This is a genomic window from Novosphingobium sp. TK46, from assembly GCF_055361525.1.
The window spans coordinates 1,850,068-1,866,350 of record NZ_CM143963.1; the positions used below are offsets into that span (position 1 = coordinate 1,850,068).

The following is a 16,283-nucleotide window of genomic DNA, read 5'->3' on the forward strand; positions in this document are numbered from 1 at the left end:
AGATGTATCGACTTGTCCGCATCGCGAGCTATGCTTTGCAGACGGCACCATAAACCCCTGTAAACTCGCCACTGCTTTCAAGCAGAAGGATAAATACCAGAAGCCCTAAGATCCGAGATCAGCGTCGCGATAGCGGTCCGAGCCTCGCTATCAACATACAGCCCCCCGATTGGTTCCTGGGGTTCCCCTCCTTTTTGCCACGCCTCGTGGAATAAAATGAATTGGCCGTTGCGCTGGTTGAACAGCCGCATTCCCGGGGCGGGCGCCGTGAACAGCCAGGCTCCGGCCTGGAAGATCGCGATCTCGCCGGCGTGGTCGCGCCAGCTCCCTTCGGGTCGGGCGCCTACGAGCCAGCATTCGCCGTCTTGCGCCGCTGGCGGAGGCGCGTCGGCCTCATCCTTGATGGCGGCGTGAAGCAGCGCATCGATTCGGGCGAGCGCCTCGTTGTGGCAGAGCTCCTTGCCCGCCTGCGCGACGAACAGGAGCGGCAGCGACAGGCGCGGCGTGACGGATGCAAAAGCAATGGTATCGGGCATGCGGTCGTCTCCAGCGGGAAGTGTCGGGATCAGGTTCGTCAAGCGATGGTGATTCGATGCGGTAAAGAAAGCCCGTGGGTGCCTTGCTGCTGGACATCGAAGGAGCGATCCCGCCCAAGCCAGGCGACTTGCGCGAGATCGTCGGCGCTCAAGGCGAGCAGGGGCTGGATGACGCTCCATGCATGGAGCACGCCCGCCGCGTCCTCGTGAGTGACGAGGTAGCGCTCACGCTCTTCCACCAGCGCCACGTCGACGCCATCGCGCCAGGTCCAGGCGCCCCGTGCACGGCGTGTCCATGCGAGTCGGAGGACGCCCTCGCCGGTCATCACCCCGCGCCCATGCACCGGCGCGAGCGGGCGAAGGGTCACGCCTGCGAGACGCAGCGGTGAAGCAGCCGGAGCCGCATCACCTTGGCCAAGTGCCATGATCGTCGTTTGCGGGCCAAGATCGATCGGTGGATCGAGTACGGTGATGCGACCGTCGAGCAGCGCGAAGGGATCGCCGACGGCATGACCGTGCACCGCCGCCTCCGTGCCCGCGCAGCCGCGGATCAAGGTGCCGAGGCGCCAGCGTCCGTTGCCCAGCGGATCGACCGTGGCGAACTGGATGAGTTCGTCGCCCACGAGCGCGAGATTGACGCCATTCGCCAGGTCTTCGATGCTTGCGCCCGAAAGCGCAAGGTCGGCAGCCGCCAGTTCGACGGTGAGAGAACCGCCGCGATCGAGCAGCAAGGGGCTGGCCGGTCGCAGCCTATCCAGCGCGACTCCCACCACGGCACGAACCCGTCGCGCCGGCCCGAGCGGATGCAGATGGCCGGCTGCATTGGGCCCCTCGGCAAACAGGGCGGCACCGCGCCAGTTCGGTCCATCGGCGCTGGCGGCGATGGCGAGGCGCGGGCGCGGCGCCGCTCCGCCGGTGCCATCCCACGGCAGCTCGAGGGCCACCAGCCTCGTCTCCGCGCCCGGCAAATCGGGGGGCGAGGGAAATGCAACGCCGCCAGGCGGCGCGGGCGACGCGGCGAATGTCGCGGCGATCCGGGACAGCTCAAGCTCGATGCCGTCCTCGCGCCACTCCGAGCTTTCGACCCGCCACGTCCCCTTGCGATCGGGCAACCTCACCGCCGAGCCGGTCGCGATACGGCTATCGAGGGTGCAGGTACGCCAGGCGATTCGCTCGCGCGCGGCATCTTGCCGTGTCGCCATTTGTTCGACGAGTATGCCGGCCGTGTTGCTGTCGAGCGCGGCCGGCAGTTCGACGATATCCGGCTGTCCGTCTCCCGCACGACCGCCGGCATGGCGGGTGCCAGGCTGGTAATCGCGCGCGACATCTAGATAGCGTAGCACCGGCGCCGGCCGGGCCGCGATCGGGGCGCGCCTGTGACTGGTGCCGCGTGCCGGGGCGAACGCGTCGTCCTCACCGGAGATCGCGGGTTCGCCCAACATCACCGCGTCTTCGCGTATCGCGCCGGCCTGTACGGCGATGGTTTCGCCTGCGGCATCCAGGCCCATCGGGATGACGGGATCGAGCCCGGCGAGGCTGGCGCCAAGACTGTCCTCGATCGCAAAGCCGACGATGTTCTCGATCTCCTGCGGCACGCGAACGTCGGCGACCGTATCGCCAATCATGTCCGCCAACCGGACCGCGCCATCGTCGGCGATGACTTCGAACGTCAGCCCCGGGATGCGATTGCCGAAGTCGGTGAGGTCGAGCGCCTCGAACACCACGTAGGCCAGTCCGCGAAAGGCGGGGCAGCGTGCCGCGCCTTCGCTGGCGGCGATGAGCGGGTCGACGGCCTGATCGTGTGTGCCGCGATGGATGCGCAGGATGCCGCCGGTCTTGAGATCCCCGGCGGCGCCGCGCAGCAGCTTGCCGTCCGCCCAGATGCGCCCGATGCCGACAATCTGCCGGCTCGACAGGGCCACTGCCAGGTTGGCGGAGTAGCTGAAGGTGGTCGTCGCGGGCTGCGCCTTGCCGGTACCGCGCAGATCGGAATGTTCCTGAAGCTCGGTCGCCCAGATGATCGCCCCGGCCACCCGCATGCGGCCATGCAGGCGGGGGATCGTGACGCCATAGCTGGAGAGCGATACCTCCAGTTCACGCAGCCGGGGGCCGTTGCGGGCTGACGGGCCGAACACGGAGGCATCGAACTGGCGCCCCGCCATCGCGCCGATCGCGCCACCGAGCGGTCCGCCCAGCGCGGTACCCAGGCTGCTGAAAACAAGCGTTGCCATGTCCGGTCAATCCTCGATGATCGAATGAAGTCGCCAGTGCCGGCTTAGCGGCCAGGACGGATCGCATGGCCCCAGTACGACCCGGCGCAGCGCCGCATGGGCGTGGACGTAGCTATTGGGGTCGACCGCGATGAGCAGGTGCGGCTGGATCGGCGCGCAGTGCACCAGCACGACGTCGCCCGCGACGATGGGGCCGGTCGCATCGACCAGGCCTGCCGCTTGCGCGATGGGATCCGCTTCGGGCAGGGCGTTGCGGCGCTGGGTGCCGCGCGGCGGGACGCCTGCGCGGGCGCCGATCGCGGCGAGTGCGGCGGCAAGCACGCCGAGGCAATCCAGCCCGGTCGCGGGATCGCGTCCGCCAGGGTGATAGGGCGCGCCGACGAGCGCGCGGGCGGCCTGCGCCAAAGCGGCACCGGTCATGATGCGGGCACCGGATAACGCGCGAGCAGGTCATTGCCGGGCAGGAACGGTTCGCCGCGAAAGTTGACGGCGTTGGCGAAGCGATCGGCGCATGTGTCGAGTGTGTGATCGCACCCCTCGCGCACGATCGCGCGCAGTCCAGCCGGCAACGTACGCTCCGGCGCCGGAGCGACGAAGAGCACGCCATCGGGCGCTTCCGCCCGGATAAGGACCTTCGAACCGGCCAGCGGGCCATCGATCCAGCGCAAGGATCCTCCGACGAGTGCTCCGTTCGCGGCAGCGCTGGCGATCGTGATCGACCCGCCTTCAGGATCGCAGCCGGTCAGCACCGCCTCGTGCGTGAAGAAGCCGGGGTTGAGAGCACAACCGGGTCCGCAGAACATCGCGCGGCAGGCCGGGCTGGTGCGGGGTACGAAGCTGCGCGACAGTTCCGCCTTGCGTGAGGCGAGCTCGGCGGTGAAGCCGCCGTCCTCCTCGATCGTCGCGCCCATCGTGCCGACCCAGAGCGTTTCGCGTTCCAGCGTCAGCCAGTCGACCAGGCCGATCCGCACGCGCGCGCCATCGTAACGGCCCGCGGCGAGGTCGACCGCGCTCACCGCGTCATGGCTGAGCGCGCCGGCGACCTCGGCGCTGTCGTCGTCCAGACCGGCGCTGCGGCGGATGGCGGATGCGACCATGCCCGGCGCGGCGCGATGCGGCACCCCATCGAACCAGAGGTCGCGGTCATGCGAGACGAAGCCCAGCGTCACCCCGTCGCGGCGCAGAATCCGCCACCAGGTCGCGACGGTCTCCAGCGGTTGGGCGAACCAGACCCGGCTCATGCCGCCTCCCGCACTTCGACGACGGGCACGCTCGGGGCCTCGCCGGCGGCGAAGGCGGCACCCGAGATGTCCAGTCGATCCTCGGCGAAGCGCACCGGCACATCGAACAGGAAGCCGGCGCGGATCTGCGTGCCGGGCCTGGGCGGGTTGGCGCAAGCGACGACGCAGCCGCCCTCCAGTGTCCAGCCGGTTTGCGCCACGCCATCGAGGCTGACGACGACGCTGACCGGATCGGGCCGGGTGATCCGGCGCACTTGCGGGTCGTCGCCCTCCCCGTAGCGCTTGAGCAGCGGGAAGGCGGTGCGCATGCCGTCACCGATCCCCAGCAGCTGGTCGAGCATGGTCGGCGTGCCGGTCATGTCGTGCGAGCTGAAGTCGGTGGGATCGCGCAGGCGGAAGCCGCGCGCCGGGCCACGCCGCGCCCGGAAAAAGGCGATCAGCGTGCCCATCTCCGCTTCGGAACGCACGCCGGGCCCGACATCGAACCGCAGCCGCGCGTCCGACCACAGCGCATTGCGCCGTTCGTAGCCCGAGGCGGTGACCGCGACGGTGGTCGAGAACTCAGGCGCGACGCTGGCGTCGCTGCCGAGTGCGAGGGGATAGGGCACATCGTCGAAGGGCTGCATGTCGGGCTCTCCTGTGAGGGGCAGGCGCAGGTATCCGTCGCGGGCCACTTGCGGCAGCGCCCAGACGACGATCTCGTGGGGGTGGCGGGTGCGCGCTTCGTCGATGCCGGCATCGATGGCGCGCCACTGGTCCTTGATCTCGGAGGTCAGGACGAAGCCGGCGAAGTAATCCTGCTGGTCCGGCGGATAGCCGAGGCGGGCGTTGACCAGCGCGTAGCCGTCGCGGCGGCGGCTGTCGGCGCCGGCGGTCAGCCAGTCGTAGTCCTCGACCTGCAGGCGATCGAACGCCGGTGCGGCCCAGCCGAGCGGCAGGTTCGCGCGCAAGGCCTCAGGCGTGGCCGGGTCGAGGATGGTAGGGGTGAACACCAGCAGCAGCGATTCGAGGGGGTCCGGAGCCACGGCGTCGCGGGCGGCGGCGACCACATCGGCGGTCGATCGCGCCAGCATTGCGCCCGCCCGGTCGAGCAGCGCGATCTGGTCGGCGTTCAACGGCGCGCGCAAATCGGCGATGGCGGGAGGATCGTCGAACGCGGCGCGGGCGGCATCGTCGTAAAGGCAGATGCGCCCGTCCGCGTACGTCCACCACCACGGCTCGCCGATCTGGAACCGCACCGGGACGCCCGCTTCGCGCATGATCGTGGCGAAGGCGGCGGCGACACTCTGGAGCCAGGCCATCGCTTGCGGGTTGGCGGGCGAGAGCAGCGAGGAGGGCGGCATCCATCCGGTCAGCGCCGGATCGCCGTTCAAGTCGCGCTGCATCCACGCAGGTGGGCAATGCTGCGCCAGCACTTCGTAGGACAGCGAGGCGACCGGGCTGAACCCCAGCCGCGCGCATTCGGCGAAGAGGGCGGCGTGCCAGACACGCGTCGGCGTGTTGAGCGGATCGTCCGTGCTACCGGCAACGAAACGACCACCCATCGCCACGAGCCGGAAGTAGTGGCTCATACCCACATAGTGGATCACCGAGCCGCGATAGCCGAGTGCACGCACGTTGCGCAGCAGCCGCGCAGGCGTCTGCACGCCCTCGTCGTCGAAGCCGGTGGCGATGGCGAGGCCGGTGGGTGCGACCATCACATCGCCGATCTCGAGCATCGCGCGCGCGCCCTCGCAGCGGATCGCGCTGAGTTCGATCCAGCCCTCGACCTCTGCCGGCAGCGGATCGCCGCTGGCGCCATCGTAGCCGGGCGGCGCGATCGAGATGAACATGCGGTCGATCGCGCCCGGCCATACCGGATCGGCATCGGCGGGAAGATCGAACCCGCCGATAAGCTCCGAGAACGGCAGCACGATGGCCGCGTCCTCTGGCGTGCCCTGGGCGTAGTTCCAAAGCCGCACGTACCAGGTGCGCGGGAGCCCGGCGGCATCGCGCCCCTCGATCGTCAGCGTCGGCCCGTTCACGCCGTCAAGCGCGATCACGCCGACCGAGCGCCAGCGGAACGACAGCGTCGCCCCCGAATAATCGGCTTGCGTTTCATAGGCGAGCAGGGGGTGGTCGAGCGTGTCGGCGCTCTCCCAGATGAGGCCGGCAAGGTCCGCCTTGCGCAGGAACGCGCAGTCCAAACGCAATGCATCGGGCGCGGTCGAGATCACGCTGGCCATCATCGGACGCGGAAAGTTGACGGTCCAGAAGCGTGGATCGAAGCGCTGGATCCAGTCGCTTTGCTGCCCCTCGCGCTTGTCGGCGAGCCAGAATGCCATGGGGAAACTCCAATCATAAGTACCTTCGTCATCCCCGCGAAAGCGGGGATCCATCTCCTGACCTCGCGTCAATCGACAGACCTGGAGATGGCTTCCCGCCTGCGCGGGAATGACGAAGTGTGGGGTGAAGTCGGGCGTCAGTGTCCGGTCAGTGCCCGCCGCACTGCGCTGGCGACTTGGCGAGAGGAGCGTTGCAGCGACCTGGGCGTGCTGGCCCCGGCGGGCGTGTTCAGGTTGATCGATACCCGCACGTCGCGCGCCGGCTTGGCAGACGTCTCGATCCGCCCGGCGCTGGTCGGCACGAACACCTTCGGCCCACGCTCGCCGACGAGGTAGCCGCGCCCCGGCGCGACGTTGCCGCCGGTTGCGCGTCCGGGCAGGCCCAGCAGCGATCCCGCCAACCCGGCAAGGTCGAGGCCCGCACCGCCGCCGCCCAACGCGCCTTTGAAGGACTGCGCGGCGATGGCGTCCATCGCGTCCAGCGCCACCCGCTTGAGGTCGTCGAATCCCAGGCTGCCCTTGCGGATGGCGCCGGTCAGCCCGCGTTCGAGCACGTCGCCGGCGCGGGTGAAACCGGCCACGAGGTTGCCGTCCACACTGGCGCGCATGTGTTCGATGTCGCGCGCGAAATCATCGGTGCCGGCGCGCACTTCGACCAGCAGACTGTCGATGTCGTCATCCATGATCTTGCTCCATCAGGCGTTGAAGGGTCGCGCGGTCGAGCGATGGCGGAGCGCTGGCGACAGGCCCCAGCGCGGCGAAGAGTTCGCCGGGCGTGGCGCGCCAGAACTCGTCCGGGCGCCAGCCGAGCTGGCGTGCCGCCGCCGCGCCCAGCGTCAGCGCCAGTTCGCCAAAGGTCATTGCGCCCCGCCCAGGATCTGGCGCAGCAGCGTCCGCAGCGGGACGGCGCAGGCGGCGAGGCCGGCGGAAAACACCGCCTCGCCCAGCGCCTCGCGCGAAAGGTCGTCGCGATCTGTCAGACAGTGCCAGAACAGCGCCGCCATCTCGGCCAGCCGTAGCTCACCCTTGGCGGCACGCTCGACCAGCGCGAACAGGGGACCGAGTTCCTCCTCGGCGGCGACCAGCGCGGTGAAGCTGGGGCGCAGCAGCAAGTCGCGGCCCGCGACCGACAGCGCTGTCTCACCCCGCAGTGGGTTGGGCGCGGCGCTCATGCCGGCGAGACCTGTCCAGAGCTTTCCAGCTGCAGCGTGTAATTGCGCTCGCCGTTGAAATCGCCGGCATAGTCCAGCCTCTGGACGAGGAATTTGCCCCTCAGCTTCTCGCCATCCTCGAACGACAATTCGTAGTCGTCGAGCGTGCCGGCCAGCACGTTGGCGCGCACCTTGGCTTCGGCGGCGCTGCCGAGGAAAATGCCCGCCGCACTGACTGACACAGCGCGCACACCCGCGCCCGACAGCAATTCACGCCAGCCGCCACTGGCCTTGTGGGTGACGACCACGGTCTCGCCGGTCACGCTCATCTGGGTGGTGCGCAGGCCGGCGACGGTCTGATAGGCCGGGCTTTGTGCGCCATCGCTGATCTTGAGGAGGAAGGCGCTGCCTTTCTGGGCGGTCATACGGGGTCTCCGTTGAGGGCGAGGACGCGAAAGGCGTACTCGATGAGGATGGCGCGGCGGCTTTCGGCGCGCTGTTCGGCGCGGGCGCGCAGGAAGCGGCTGGAGGCGAAGGTGAAGCCTGCGTGATCGCGCGGCAGGTTGGCAATCCGCGCTTCGATGCGGGCGACGAGATCGCCGGCGGCGTCGGGCGCATCGCCACGGCAATGCAGTTCAAGCGCGACGCGCACCTCGCGGCCCGCGTGGCTCTTGGTGCTCCAGTCGATGCTGGCGCTGGCGGCGATCGCCAGCCACGGCAGGCTGGTGCGCGCCGGGGCTTCCTCGACGATGGCGTTGATTTGGCTGGCAAGTTCGGGATCGGCGGCGAGCCAGGCCAGCAGCGCGGCGCGAAGCGGGACTTCCATGGTCATCCTTTCGTGAACAGCGGCCAGAGCAGCCTTGCGCGACGCCAGCGTTGAGCGGGGTCGGTGCGTCGGGTAGCGGCGCGGGCTTGGGCAAGGGCGACGGCGCGGGCGCGTAGGGGCTCGGCCACCTCAGTGAAGTTCGTGGTCATGCCAGCCGCATCCGCCGCCAGGGCCGCCACAGCGCCGCGACCGAAGCGGGTGGCAGCGGCGCCGCGCCTGAGTTCTCACGCTCGCGATGCTGGTGCGCGGCGAGGCGGACGATGCCGTGGCGCAAGCTTTCGGGCAGGGCGCTCCACTCGGAAGCGAGCCCGGCGGTGAAGCGTACCGCCACGCGGCCCGGCTCGGACGAGAGCAGCCGCACGCGGCCCGACCCGTCTGCATCGAGGTCGATTTCGTAGGCGTCGGGTGCCAGCGTGATCCGCCCGGAACCGGAGATCCGCTCCACCGCGGCGATCGACTGGATCGGACGCGTCGCCAGCATCTGCCAGCCGCCGCGTCCTGCCAGCACTTCCTCGCAACCCTGCTCCAGCGGCATCGTGCCGGTGAAGCTCTCGCAAGTTTCCTGAGCCGCGGCGAACACCAGCGCCAGCGGCGCATCGTCAGCGGGGATCGTGATGCCGAGCCATTGCTTGAGTTCGGCCAGGGCCATGGCTGGCACCGCCGCGGGCGTGAGGATCACGCGGGTCATGGACATCTCCAAAGAGAGTGAGTTGGCAACCATCCCCTCGTCATCCCCGCGAAAGCGGGATCCATTTCCCGAGGTCGCGGCAAAGGAGCCACCTGGAGATGGATTCCCGCGTGTCCGGGAATGACGAAGAGAAGGGGCGAATGTCTCGCGCCGGTCGGACCAGCGCGGGAGCCAGATCAGGCGGTGATCTTCAGCAGCTTGATCGCGTCGCTATCGAGCACCTGGCCGCCGATCCGCTTGGTCGCGTAGAAGTGCACGAACGGCTTGTTGGTGAACGGATCGCGCAGGATGCTCGTCGCGGTGCGTTCGGCGATCAGGTAGCCGGCGCGAAAGTTGCCGAACGCGATCGGGAAGGTGCCGGCGGCGATGTCCGGCATGTCCTCGGCCTCGACCACCGGGTAGCCGAGCAGGCGGTCCGGTTGGCCCATCGCCAGGCCCGCCTGCCACACGAACGCCCCGTCGCTGGTCTTGAGCTTGCGCACTTGCGCCAGCGTGGCCGAGTTCATCACCCAACTAGCGCCCTGGCGGTGGCCGGACTTGAGCGCGTGGACGAGGTCGATCAGCTTGGATTCCGGCTCCGCGCCAAGACCCGCCGCCGCGCCGGTGCCGAGGAACTGGAGCGCCCCGAACGCGCGGGTGGCATCGTCCGTCGCCGCGGTCGGTGCGGCGAGGAAGCCCTTGGGCCGGTTCACGCCGGTACCGCTGACGAAGGCGGACCCTTCCGCGCGGGCGAACTCCATCGCGATCTCGTCCGCCAGCCAGCATTCGAGGTCGAACCCGGCATCGTCGAGCATCGCCTGGCTCGCCGCCGGGTTGGCGTAGAGCTCGCCCGAGGGTGGCGCGATCTCGGCGAAGCTCGGCGTCGCGGTTTCGGGCCGCGCCGCCGTCTCGCTCACCCAACCCGACGCGGTGCCGCCGGTGGTGACGAGCTTGCGGTACCCCGCGCTGCCGGTCTGCACCACCTGGGCGATGGCGCGGATCGGGCTGATCTCTTTGAGACGGCTGGCGATCAGGGCATCGATCTCGCGCGGGACGGCATAGCCGCCGTCCGAGGCGACCGCGCCCGAGAGCGACTTGACCTCGGTCTCGCGGCCCTGGCGCAAGTAGCCGTCGACGAAGCTCTTCACCTCGACGCTGGCGGTGCCGCCGCCGATCATCGGCCGGACGGCGGCGCGGCCGACGCGATCGAGGCGGGTCTTCACGTCCTCCACATCGGTGCGCAGGGTTTCGACGGCGGCGTCGGTGGCATCCTGACGCGCGACGATGTCGAACGAGGCGTCGAGGACTAGTGTCTGCTGGGTATCATCCATGGTGGGCATGGCCTTTCTTGGGGAGCCGCACGGAGGCGGCGGGAAAATGGAAACCGAAGGCGCGATCACGCCAGCAGGTGCACCCGCGCGCCGTGCTGGACGGGGTGGGTGACGAGGCTGACTTCGAGCAGGTCGATCGCCAGCAGATCGCGCCCTTGCGGCGTGTATTCGGCGTGGCGCGTCTGGAAGCCGAAGCTCAGGCCCGTCACCGCGCCGCGCCGCAGGGCTCGCCCCGCTCCGCCCTCGGGATTGTCGATCCCGGCGACGATGCGCAGGCCGCGCTCGTCTTCGGCGATGTGATCGATCCAGCCGATGCGCTGGTCGGCGCGGTGCTGCCAGAACAGCGGCAGGGGATCGCGACGAGCGGCCAGAGTGCGTGCGAAGGCACCGGGGCGGATCGTGTCGCGGTGGCCGTCGCGCCGTCCGAACAATGCGGCGTAGCCCGCAAAGCGCATCACTTGAGCAGCTCCGTCGCACCCATCCGCACCGCGATGCCGAGCAGCAGCAGCGCGCACAGCCCGCGCACGATCCAGCCGATCGCCGCCGTGCGCGCGCTCGCCTTGGCATCACGCCAGGCGCGCAGCAGTTCGCGCAACTCGGACATGTCCTGCGAGGCGCGCGCGTCGTCCAGGCCGATGCTGGAGAGCATCCGCTTGGCGCCGACCTCGCTCGCTTCCTCGACGATGGCCCGCAGGGTGATCAGGTCCGCCCCTGCCAGCTTCGCCTGCGCCAGCAGACCGGCGAGCATGTCATTCTGGTTCATGATTTGTTCCCTTCATCCTTTGCCGGAAGCCCGAGCAGGGCGCGCTTCTCGTCGGCATCGAGGAAGTCGGCGGCGCTGACTTGCGCCCATAACCGCTCGCGATCCTCGGCCAGCGCGGGCACCCGGTCGAAGTCGATCGCAAGTTGCTGATCGGCGAACCACGGCGACAATCCCTCGGCCAGCGCACCCAGCAGCTTGGCGCTGAGCGGCAGCAGCGTCAGCCGCCACAGCGCGCGGTTGGCCTCGCGATAGTTGGCGTAGGTCGCATCGCCGGGCAGCCCCAGCAGCATCGGCGGCACGCCGAAGGCGAGCGCGATGTCGCGCGCGGCGGCGGCCTTCAGCGTGGCGAAGTCCATGTCCGCCGGGCTCAGCGCCATCGCCTGCCATTTCAGCCCGCCTTCCAGCAGCAGCGGCCGACCGGCGTTGGCGGCGCCCGCGTACGTGCCGGCGAGTTCGTCGCGCAGGCGGTCGAACTGTTCGGTGGTCAACGTGCCGCCATCGCCGCTGTCATAGACCAGCGCGCCGGAGGGCCGGGCCGAGTTCTCCAGGATCTGGCGGTTCCAGTCGGCGGCGGCGTTGTGGATCGCCACCGCCTGCTCCGCCGCGACGAGGCATCCGGCGCCGGAGTGATCGTCCGCCGGGTGGAAGTGGCGGATGTGGATCAGGTTGGGCGAGGCGTGCTCGTCCTCCAGCGGGATCGTCAGCGCGCGTCCGGCGACGGTGTAGGTCCAGGCGCTCGGCCAGCCGTCAGGGCCGGCGACCACGCTCATCCGCTCGGGCCGCAGCGCGAACAGTTCGACCGGGTGCCCGCGCGCGTCCTTGAGCACTTGCACGAAGGCGTTGCCGTGCAGCAGCAGGTGCGAGGCCAGCGTTTCGAGCAGCGACTGCCCGGCGCTGGTCGCCTGCACCAGCGCGGCGAGCTTGGGATCGGTCGGCAGCAAGGGCGCGCCGGCGATGCCCTCCGCCACCAGCCGCACGGCGCGCTGGGCGACGGGGTTCTCCAGGTAGGCGCGGCGCACGGCGGCGTTGTACTCGAACGGCGCGCGCGTGGCGGAGCCGGTGGCGAAGGACCACGGCGAGGAGGGGCCGCGCGCCAGCGGCACGCGCCGGTCGGTGCCTTTGAAGGCGGTTACGAGTGCATCAATGAAAGACATATCGCCTCCGGTCTTTTGCGTGGGGTTCTCCCCCCCTCCACCACTCGCTGCGCGAGCGGTCCCCCTCCCCGAGCGAGCTTGAGGAGGATCTTCGCGTGTTTCTTAGGCTTGTCTCGGGGAGGGGGACCGCCGCCGCAGGCGGTGGTGGAGGGGGCTTCAGGTCGTATCCAAATTGCGCACCCGAGGTTCGCCAGCGGTCCCCAGCATCAGCTCGGTCAGCGCCCAGACCAGCGCATCGGCGCGGTCGGGTGAGCGGCCCGGTCCTTCGTAGCCGCCGCCCACGATCAGCCCGCACATCTCGTCCTCCAGCTCGGCGAACACGCCGCCGTGGCGCACGCGGCCCGCTTCGTAGAGCGCTGCCACCGGCTCGGCCCGCGCCACCTTGCCGCGCGTGGCGTGCACCAGCTTGAGCGGCAGGTCGTACCCCGTCGCGCGCAGGACGCTGGAGACCATCTCGCCGCCCTGGTTGGCCTCGGCGACGACGCGGTCGGCGTTCCAGACCTCGGCCATTTTGGCCACCTTGCGCGCCCAGCGTTCGGGGCTGGGTTTCAGCAGCGAGCCATCGTGCCGCACCCGGGCGATCCCGTCGAAGCCGAGCGCGACCACCACGATCCCGCAGGCATCGCCCCGGCTGGATATCGGCGGATCGACCGCTACCACCACGCGCCGCGATTCGGCGCACAGGCCCTGGATCTCGCGGCAATCCTCGATCATGGCGCGCGTCCACAGCGCGCCGGGGATGTCCTCGATCAGCTCGCCGTCGAGCTCCTGGCGGCCCAGTTGCGAGCGGCCGAAGCTGCGCCGCACGTCGCGCAGGAACCGGTCGGGCAGGTTGTGCACGTTTTCTTCGGTGCGGCCCTTGCTGACCGCGACGTCGTTCGCTTCCTCGGCCAGCAGCCGCCGCATCAACGGCACCGCGCGTGGCGTCGTCGTCGCCACGATCCTCGGATGGTCGCCCACGCGCAGGCCAAGCAACAGGTTGTCCCAGGCCGACAGCGCGCGGCCACTGGCGTTGTCCCACTTGGCGATCTCGTCGCACCAGGCGTGGCTATGCTGCGGGCCACGCAGCGATTCCGGCTCGCCCGCCGAATAGAGCATCGCTTGCGCGCCGTTGGGCCAGCTCAGCCGCCGCAGCGAAGGTTCGTAGGCTGGGCGAAGGCGAGGCGGGCACACCGAAAGCAGCCCGGCTTCGCCCTCCACCATCACCGCCCGCGCTTCGCCCAGCGAGGCGGCGACCAGCGCGATGCGGGCACCGGGGTCGGCATCGGCGCACGCGCGGATCCACTCGGCTCCGGCGCGAGTCTTGCCGAAGCCGCGCCCGGCCATGATCAGCCAGGTGCGCCAGTCGCCGGCGGGCGGCATCTGCTCCTCGCGCGCCCAGAAGGGCCAGTTCCACTCGAAGTTCTTGCGCTCATCGTCGGGCATCGCCGCGAGCTGGCGGCGGCGTTCCTCGGGTTCGAGCTCCATCAGGTATCGGAGGCGCGGCGATTCAGCCATGATCGGCATCCTCGCTGGCCTGCTCCACGGCAGCGACGCGCGTGGCGCGCATCCGGTCGATGCGGATGTTGATCCGCTCCAGGATCGCCGAGGTGTCTTGGTTGTCACGGATACCCTGCTGGCGCGAGACCGAGTCGCGGTGCGCCACCAGCAGGCGCAGGGCATTGGCGTTGTCGAACACGCGCGTGCCCTTCTTGGCCCCGGCGGTGGGCTTGATCTCGCCATCGCGCAGGCGCTGGAGCAGCGACATTTCGAGATGCTCGTAGCCTTCGCACAGCGCCTCTTGCCACGCGCGGTAGAAGCCTGCGTCCTTGCGCCGCGCGTCATAGGCGCGGGTGGTGCTGACCGCCGCCGCCTTGGCCGAAGCGGTGACGTTCGACGTCGCCGCCAATTCGGCCAGGAACGCGGCACGCCAGCGCTTCTCCTCGGCCTTCGTGGCGCGCGTCGGCTTGCAGACCGGAACAGCTGTGTCCCCCATGGATACTCCCCCAGCAATCGGATGAATGTCGCGAGTGGCTCGGCCCCTCGCTGTTCCCGTTATGTACCCAAACGGCATGCTGATGTCAAGAACAAAGTGCCAAAATGGTTATGCACTTGCTCGCTGTTGGTTTGCTGCTAGGCACCACGCGCGAGGGATCGAAGCGCGACCCCGAGGGGAATCACTGATGCTGCGCCGCCTTTTCGACTGGACGATGGCCAAGGCCGCGCACCGCAACGCCGCGTGGTGGCTGTTCGCCTTCGCGTTCATGGAGGCGAGCTTCTTCCCGGTGCCGCCGCATCCGCTGCTGGGGCTGATGTGCCTGTCCGAACCGAAGAAGGCGATCCGCTTCGCCGCCGTGGCCACGATCGGATCTGTGCTGGGCGGGTTGCTCGGCTACGCGATCGGCCACTTCGCGTTCCAGGCGTTCGGCGAGGCGCTGCTGCACGCGCTGGGCCTGGCCGAGAGCTTCCCCAAGGCGGCGTGCTATTTGCGCGAATACGGGGCCGAGATCATCATCGTGAAGGGCGCGACGCCGATCCCGTTCAAGCTGATCACGATCACCGCCGGCTTCATCGGCATGAGCCTGCCGGTGTTCATCGGCGCCAGCATCATCTCGCGCTCGATCAGCTTCATGATCGTAGGCGTGCTGTTCCGCCTGTTCGGGGCGCCGATCAAGCGCTTCATCGACAAGTACCTGGGCCTCGTCACCATCGGCTTCGTGGTGCTGGTGATCGTCGGCTTTCTGGCGGTGACGCTGCTGGGCCATGGCGACAGCAAGGCGAACGGCCTGTGCGAGACCAACCCGCAGGCAGTGCGCGCCTAGGCTTGCAGCCAGGGATCGGGCGCGGCACATCTCCTGCAAACAAAAGCAGGAGAGGACCATGCCCGACACCACCTTGGCCGAACTGGTCGATCGCCATCACATCTGCGAAGTCCTGCTGCGCTATGCCCGCGGGCTGGATCGGCTCGACAACGAACTGGCCCGCTCGTGCTATTGGGATGATGCGATCGAGGATCATGGCCAGTTCGTCGGCACGCCCGACGATTTCCTCGCCTACGCCGACGGCACCACCCTGATGTTCGAGGCGACGCAACACGCCATCCTCAATCATGTCTGCGATCTGCAGGGCGACGATGCCTATTGCGAGACGTACTACCATTTCTCGGGCGTCACCGCGCAGGGGCCGCACTTCATGTCGACCGGCCGCTACGTCGACCATCTGCAGAAGCGCGGCGGCGAGTGGCGGATCGCCAACCGCGTGACCTTGGTCGAGGGCACGTACGACGTGCCCCGCGCCGCGCTCTCCCCGGCACCCGCCACCGCTTACACGCCCGAGGCGCCATGCCAGGCCGCGCGCGATCGCAGCGACGTCAGCTACCATCGCCCGCCTGTGCCACGTCGCCCTGCGTGAGCGGCCACTCACCAAGGTGCAGAGGAACGCGGCGACTTGATAAGGGTTGAGAGCGGCAAGACAGGCCTTCCTTTTATCCCGGAGTCACCATGCCACTCAAGATCTGCGTACTCGTCGGCTCGCTGCGAGCCGAATCGATCAATCGCCGCCTGGCCGAGGCGCTGATCCACTTGCCCGAAGCGCGCGAACACGAATTCGTCCATGCCGACATCGGCAGCCTGCCGCTCTACAGCCAGGACCAGGATGAGAACCCGCCGGCCAGCGTCGTCGCCTTGCGCGAACTGGTGCAGGGCAGCGATGCGGCGCTGTTCGCCATGCCGGAATACAATCGCTCGATCCCCGGCGTGTTGAAGAACGCCATCGACCATGGCTCGCGTCCTTGGGGCAAGAGCGTGTGGAAAGGCGTGCCCGCCGGTGTCGTCGGCACCTCCACCAGCCCGGTCGGCACCGCGATCGGCCAGTCGCACTTGCGCATGGTGCTGGCCTACCTCGACATGCCGGTGCTCGATCAGCCCGAGGCCTATATCCAGTGGCAGGATGATCTCATTGGGCCGGATCACACGATCCACGATCGCTCGGCCGAGTTCCTGGCCGGGTGGATGAAGGCCTATCTGGCGTTCGTGAAGCAGCACAAGGCGATGGCTGCCGCCTGATCGACGGCGGGCGTTC

General features: G+C 69.1%; 20 protein-coding genes. 3 read left to right on the forward strand and 17 right to left on the reverse strand.

The window, feature by feature from the left end; translation table 11 throughout:
* Positions 1-77: 77 nt before the first annotated feature.
* The 17 genes from ACXJ1Z_RS08915 to ACXJ1Z_RS08995 all read right to left on the reverse strand — a co-directional run bounded on the left by ACXJ1Z_RS08915 (position 78) and on the right by ACXJ1Z_RS08995 (position 14,199).
* The gene (locus ACXJ1Z_RS08915; RefSeq protein ID WP_463781073.1) at positions 78-536 is read right to left on the reverse strand and encodes a DUF2793 domain-containing protein; all 459 of its coding nucleotides are present in this window, start codon (positions 534-536) and stop codon (positions 78-80) included.
* Positions 537-574: 38 nt separating this feature from the next.
* Entirely contained in the window at positions 575-2,767 is a 2,193-nt protein-coding gene (locus ACXJ1Z_RS08920) for a GTA baseplate fiber-binding domain-containing protein (protein ID WP_463781074.1), read from the reverse strand.
* Positions 2,768-2,773: 6 nt separating this feature from the next.
* Positions 2,774-3,187 carry a hypothetical protein gene (locus ACXJ1Z_RS08925; protein WP_463781075.1) on the reverse strand — a complete coding sequence of 138 codons (414 nt, stop codon included), beginning with the start codon at positions 3,185-3,187 and terminating at the stop codon, positions 2,774-2,776.
* The gene (locus ACXJ1Z_RS08930; protein WP_463781076.1) at positions 3,184-4,008 is read right to left on the reverse strand and encodes a phage/gene transfer agent baseplate hub protein; all 825 of its coding nucleotides are present in this window, start codon (positions 4,006-4,008) and stop codon (positions 3,184-3,186) included. The genes ACXJ1Z_RS08925 and ACXJ1Z_RS08930 overlap by 4 nt, the downstream gene beginning before the upstream one ends.
* Positions 4,005-6,332 carry a DUF2460 domain-containing protein gene (locus ACXJ1Z_RS08935; protein WP_463781077.1) on the reverse strand — a complete coding sequence of 776 codons (2,328 nt, stop codon included), beginning with the start codon at positions 6,330-6,332 and terminating at the stop codon, positions 4,005-4,007. Before ACXJ1Z_RS08935 ends, ACXJ1Z_RS08930 begins: the two co-directional genes overlap by 4 nt.
* A 137-nt stretch (positions 6,333-6,469) precedes the next feature.
* Positions 6,470-7,015 carry a tail tape measure protein gene (locus ACXJ1Z_RS08940; protein WP_463781078.1) on the reverse strand — a complete coding sequence of 182 codons (546 nt, stop codon included), beginning with the start codon at positions 7,013-7,015 and terminating at the stop codon, positions 6,470-6,472.
* On the reverse strand, positions 7,008-7,193 hold the full coding sequence (locus ACXJ1Z_RS08945) for a phage tail assembly chaperone (protein WP_463781079.1): 186 nt from the start codon (positions 7,191-7,193) through the stop codon (positions 7,008-7,010). The genes ACXJ1Z_RS08940 and ACXJ1Z_RS08945 overlap by 8 nt, the downstream gene beginning before the upstream one ends.
* Positions 7,190-7,504, reverse strand: coding sequence for a gene transfer agent family protein (locus tag ACXJ1Z_RS08950; RefSeq protein ID WP_463781080.1), 315 nt, complete (start codon positions 7,502-7,504; stop codon positions 7,190-7,192). The genes ACXJ1Z_RS08945 and ACXJ1Z_RS08950 overlap by 4 nt, the downstream gene beginning before the upstream one ends.
* Positions 7,501-7,908 (reverse strand): phage major tail protein, TP901-1 family, encoded by a 408-nt coding sequence (locus tag ACXJ1Z_RS08955; RefSeq protein WP_463781081.1) that lies wholly within the window; start codon positions 7,906-7,908, stop codon positions 7,501-7,503. The genes ACXJ1Z_RS08950 and ACXJ1Z_RS08955 overlap by 4 nt, the downstream gene beginning before the upstream one ends.
* The gene (locus ACXJ1Z_RS08960) at positions 7,905-8,309 is read right to left on the reverse strand and encodes a DUF3168 domain-containing protein (RefSeq protein ID WP_463781082.1); all 405 of its coding nucleotides are present in this window, start codon (positions 8,307-8,309) and stop codon (positions 7,905-7,907) included. The genes ACXJ1Z_RS08955 and ACXJ1Z_RS08960 overlap by 4 nt, the downstream gene beginning before the upstream one ends.
* 145 nt (positions 8,310-8,454) lie before the next feature.
* Positions 8,455-8,997, reverse strand: coding sequence for a head-tail connector protein (locus ACXJ1Z_RS08965; RefSeq protein WP_463781083.1), 543 nt, complete (start codon positions 8,995-8,997; stop codon positions 8,455-8,457).
* 176 nt (positions 8,998-9,173) lie between these two features.
* Positions 9,174-10,316, reverse strand: coding sequence for a phage major capsid protein (locus tag ACXJ1Z_RS08970; RefSeq protein ID WP_463781084.1), 1,143 nt, complete (start codon positions 10,314-10,316; stop codon positions 9,174-9,176).
* Between the two features lie 56 nt (positions 10,317-10,372).
* Positions 10,373-10,762: an HK97 family phage prohead protease gene (locus ACXJ1Z_RS08975; protein WP_463781207.1), complete on the reverse strand. Its 390-nt coding sequence runs from the start codon at positions 10,760-10,762 to the stop codon at positions 10,373-10,375.
* Positions 10,762-11,070 (reverse strand): DUF6127 family protein, encoded by a 309-nt coding sequence (locus ACXJ1Z_RS08980; protein ID WP_463781085.1) that lies wholly within the window; start codon positions 11,068-11,070, stop codon positions 10,762-10,764. The genes ACXJ1Z_RS08975 and ACXJ1Z_RS08980 overlap by 1 nt, the downstream gene beginning before the upstream one ends.
* Positions 11,067-12,224 carry a phage portal protein gene (locus ACXJ1Z_RS08985; protein WP_463781086.1) on the reverse strand — a complete coding sequence of 386 codons (1,158 nt, stop codon included), beginning with the start codon at positions 12,222-12,224 and terminating at the stop codon, positions 11,067-11,069. Before ACXJ1Z_RS08985 ends, ACXJ1Z_RS08980 begins: the two co-directional genes overlap by 4 nt.
* A gap of 156 nt (positions 12,225-12,380) precedes the next feature.
* The gene (locus ACXJ1Z_RS08990) at positions 12,381-13,721 is read right to left on the reverse strand and encodes a DNA-packaging protein (protein ID WP_463781087.1); all 1,341 of its coding nucleotides are present in this window, start codon (positions 13,719-13,721) and stop codon (positions 12,381-12,383) included.
* On the reverse strand, positions 13,714-14,199 hold the full coding sequence (locus ACXJ1Z_RS08995) for a hypothetical protein (RefSeq protein WP_463781088.1): 486 nt from the start codon (positions 14,197-14,199) through the stop codon (positions 13,714-13,716). Before ACXJ1Z_RS08995 ends, ACXJ1Z_RS08990 begins: the two co-directional genes overlap by 8 nt.
* Positions 14,200-14,386: 187 nt before the next feature.
* Here ACXJ1Z_RS08995 and ACXJ1Z_RS09000 point away from each other — a divergent pair, with 187 nt between their 5' ends.
* The 3 genes from ACXJ1Z_RS09000 (at position 14,387) to ACXJ1Z_RS09010 (ending at position 16,267) form a co-directional block, all read left to right on the forward strand.
* Positions 14,387-15,025, forward strand: a complete 639-nt coding sequence (locus ACXJ1Z_RS09000; RefSeq protein WP_463781089.1) for a YqaA family protein — start codon at positions 14,387-14,389, stop codon at positions 15,023-15,025.
* Positions 15,026-15,083: 58 nt separating this feature from the next.
* On the forward strand, positions 15,084-15,614 hold the full coding sequence (locus ACXJ1Z_RS09005) for a nuclear transport factor 2 family protein (RefSeq protein ID WP_463781090.1): 531 nt from the start codon (positions 15,084-15,086) through the stop codon (positions 15,612-15,614).
* 89 nt (positions 15,615-15,703) lie between these two features.
* Positions 15,704-16,267, forward strand: a complete 564-nt coding sequence (locus ACXJ1Z_RS09010; protein WP_463781092.1) for an NADPH-dependent FMN reductase — start codon at positions 15,704-15,706, stop codon at positions 16,265-16,267.
* The last annotated feature ends 16 nt before the right edge of the window (positions 16,268-16,283 follow it).

What these genes read in the sequence shown, in the direction of transcription:
- ACXJ1Z_RS08985 (WP_463781086.1), bottom strand. Translation starts at nt 12,224, where the DNA reads ATGTCTTTCATTGATGCACTCGTAACCGCCTTCAAAGGCACCGACCGG.
- ACXJ1Z_RS08950 (WP_463781080.1), bottom strand. Translation starts at nt 7,504, where the DNA reads ATGAGCGCCGCGCCCAACCCACTGCGGGGTGAGACAGCGCTGTCGGTC.
- ACXJ1Z_RS08945 (WP_463781079.1), bottom strand. Translation starts at nt 7,193, where the DNA reads ATGACCTTTGGCGAACTGGCGCTGACGCTGGGCGCGGCGGCGGCACGC.
- ACXJ1Z_RS09000 (WP_463781089.1), top strand. Translation starts at nt 14,387, where the DNA reads ATGCTGCGCCGCCTTTTCGACTGGACGATGGCCAAGGCCGCGCACCGC.
- ACXJ1Z_RS08970 (WP_463781084.1), bottom strand. Translation starts at nt 10,316, where the DNA reads ATGCCCACCATGGATGATACCCAGCAGACACTAGTCCTCGACGCCTCG.
- ACXJ1Z_RS08955 (WP_463781081.1), bottom strand. Translation starts at nt 7,908, where the DNA reads ATGACCGCCCAGAAAGGCAGCGCCTTCCTCCTCAAGATCAGCGATGGC.
- ACXJ1Z_RS08965 (WP_463781083.1), bottom strand. Translation starts at nt 8,997, where the DNA reads ATGACCCGCGTGATCCTCACGCCCGCGGCGGTGCCAGCCATGGCCCTG.
- ACXJ1Z_RS09005 (WP_463781090.1), top strand. Translation starts at nt 15,084, where the DNA reads ATGCCCGACACCACCTTGGCCGAACTGGTCGATCGCCATCACATCTGC.
- ACXJ1Z_RS09010 (WP_463781092.1), top strand. Translation starts at nt 15,704, where the DNA reads ATGCCACTCAAGATCTGCGTACTCGTCGGCTCGCTGCGAGCCGAATCG.
- ACXJ1Z_RS08980 (WP_463781085.1), bottom strand. Translation starts at nt 11,070, where the DNA reads ATGAACCAGAATGACATGCTCGCCGGTCTGCTGGCGCAGGCGAAGCTG.
- ACXJ1Z_RS08975 (WP_463781207.1), bottom strand. Translation starts at nt 10,762, where the DNA reads ATGCGCTTTGCGGGCTACGCCGCATTGTTCGGACGGCGCGACGGCCAC.
- ACXJ1Z_RS08995 (WP_463781088.1), bottom strand. Translation starts at nt 14,199, where the DNA reads ATGGGGGACACAGCTGTTCCGGTCTGCAAGCCGACGCGCGCCACGAAG.
- ACXJ1Z_RS08915 (WP_463781073.1), bottom strand. Translation starts at nt 536, where the DNA reads ATGCCCGATACCATTGCTTTTGCATCCGTCACGCCGCGCCTGTCGCTG.
- ACXJ1Z_RS08940 (WP_463781078.1), bottom strand. Translation starts at nt 7,015, where the DNA reads ATGGATGACGACATCGACAGTCTGCTGGTCGAAGTGCGCGCCGGCACC.
- ACXJ1Z_RS08920 (WP_463781074.1), bottom strand. Translation starts at nt 2,767, where the DNA reads ATGGCAACGCTTGTTTTCAGCAGCCTGGGTACCGCGCTGGGCGGACCG.
- ACXJ1Z_RS08925 (WP_463781075.1), bottom strand. Translation starts at nt 3,187, where the DNA reads ATGACCGGTGCCGCTTTGGCGCAGGCCGCCCGCGCGCTCGTCGGCGCG.
- ACXJ1Z_RS08990 (WP_463781087.1), bottom strand. Translation starts at nt 13,721, where the DNA reads ATGGCTGAATCGCCGCGCCTCCGATACCTGATGGAGCTCGAACCCGAG.
- ACXJ1Z_RS08930 (WP_463781076.1), bottom strand. Translation starts at nt 4,008, where the DNA reads ATGAGCCGGGTCTGGTTCGCCCAACCGCTGGAGACCGTCGCGACCTGG.
- ACXJ1Z_RS08960 (WP_463781082.1), bottom strand. Translation starts at nt 8,309, where the DNA reads ATGGAAGTCCCGCTTCGCGCCGCGCTGCTGGCCTGGCTCGCCGCCGAT.
- ACXJ1Z_RS08935 (WP_463781077.1), bottom strand. Translation starts at nt 6,332, where the DNA reads ATGGCATTCTGGCTCGCCGACAAGCGCGAGGGGCAGCAAAGCGACTGG.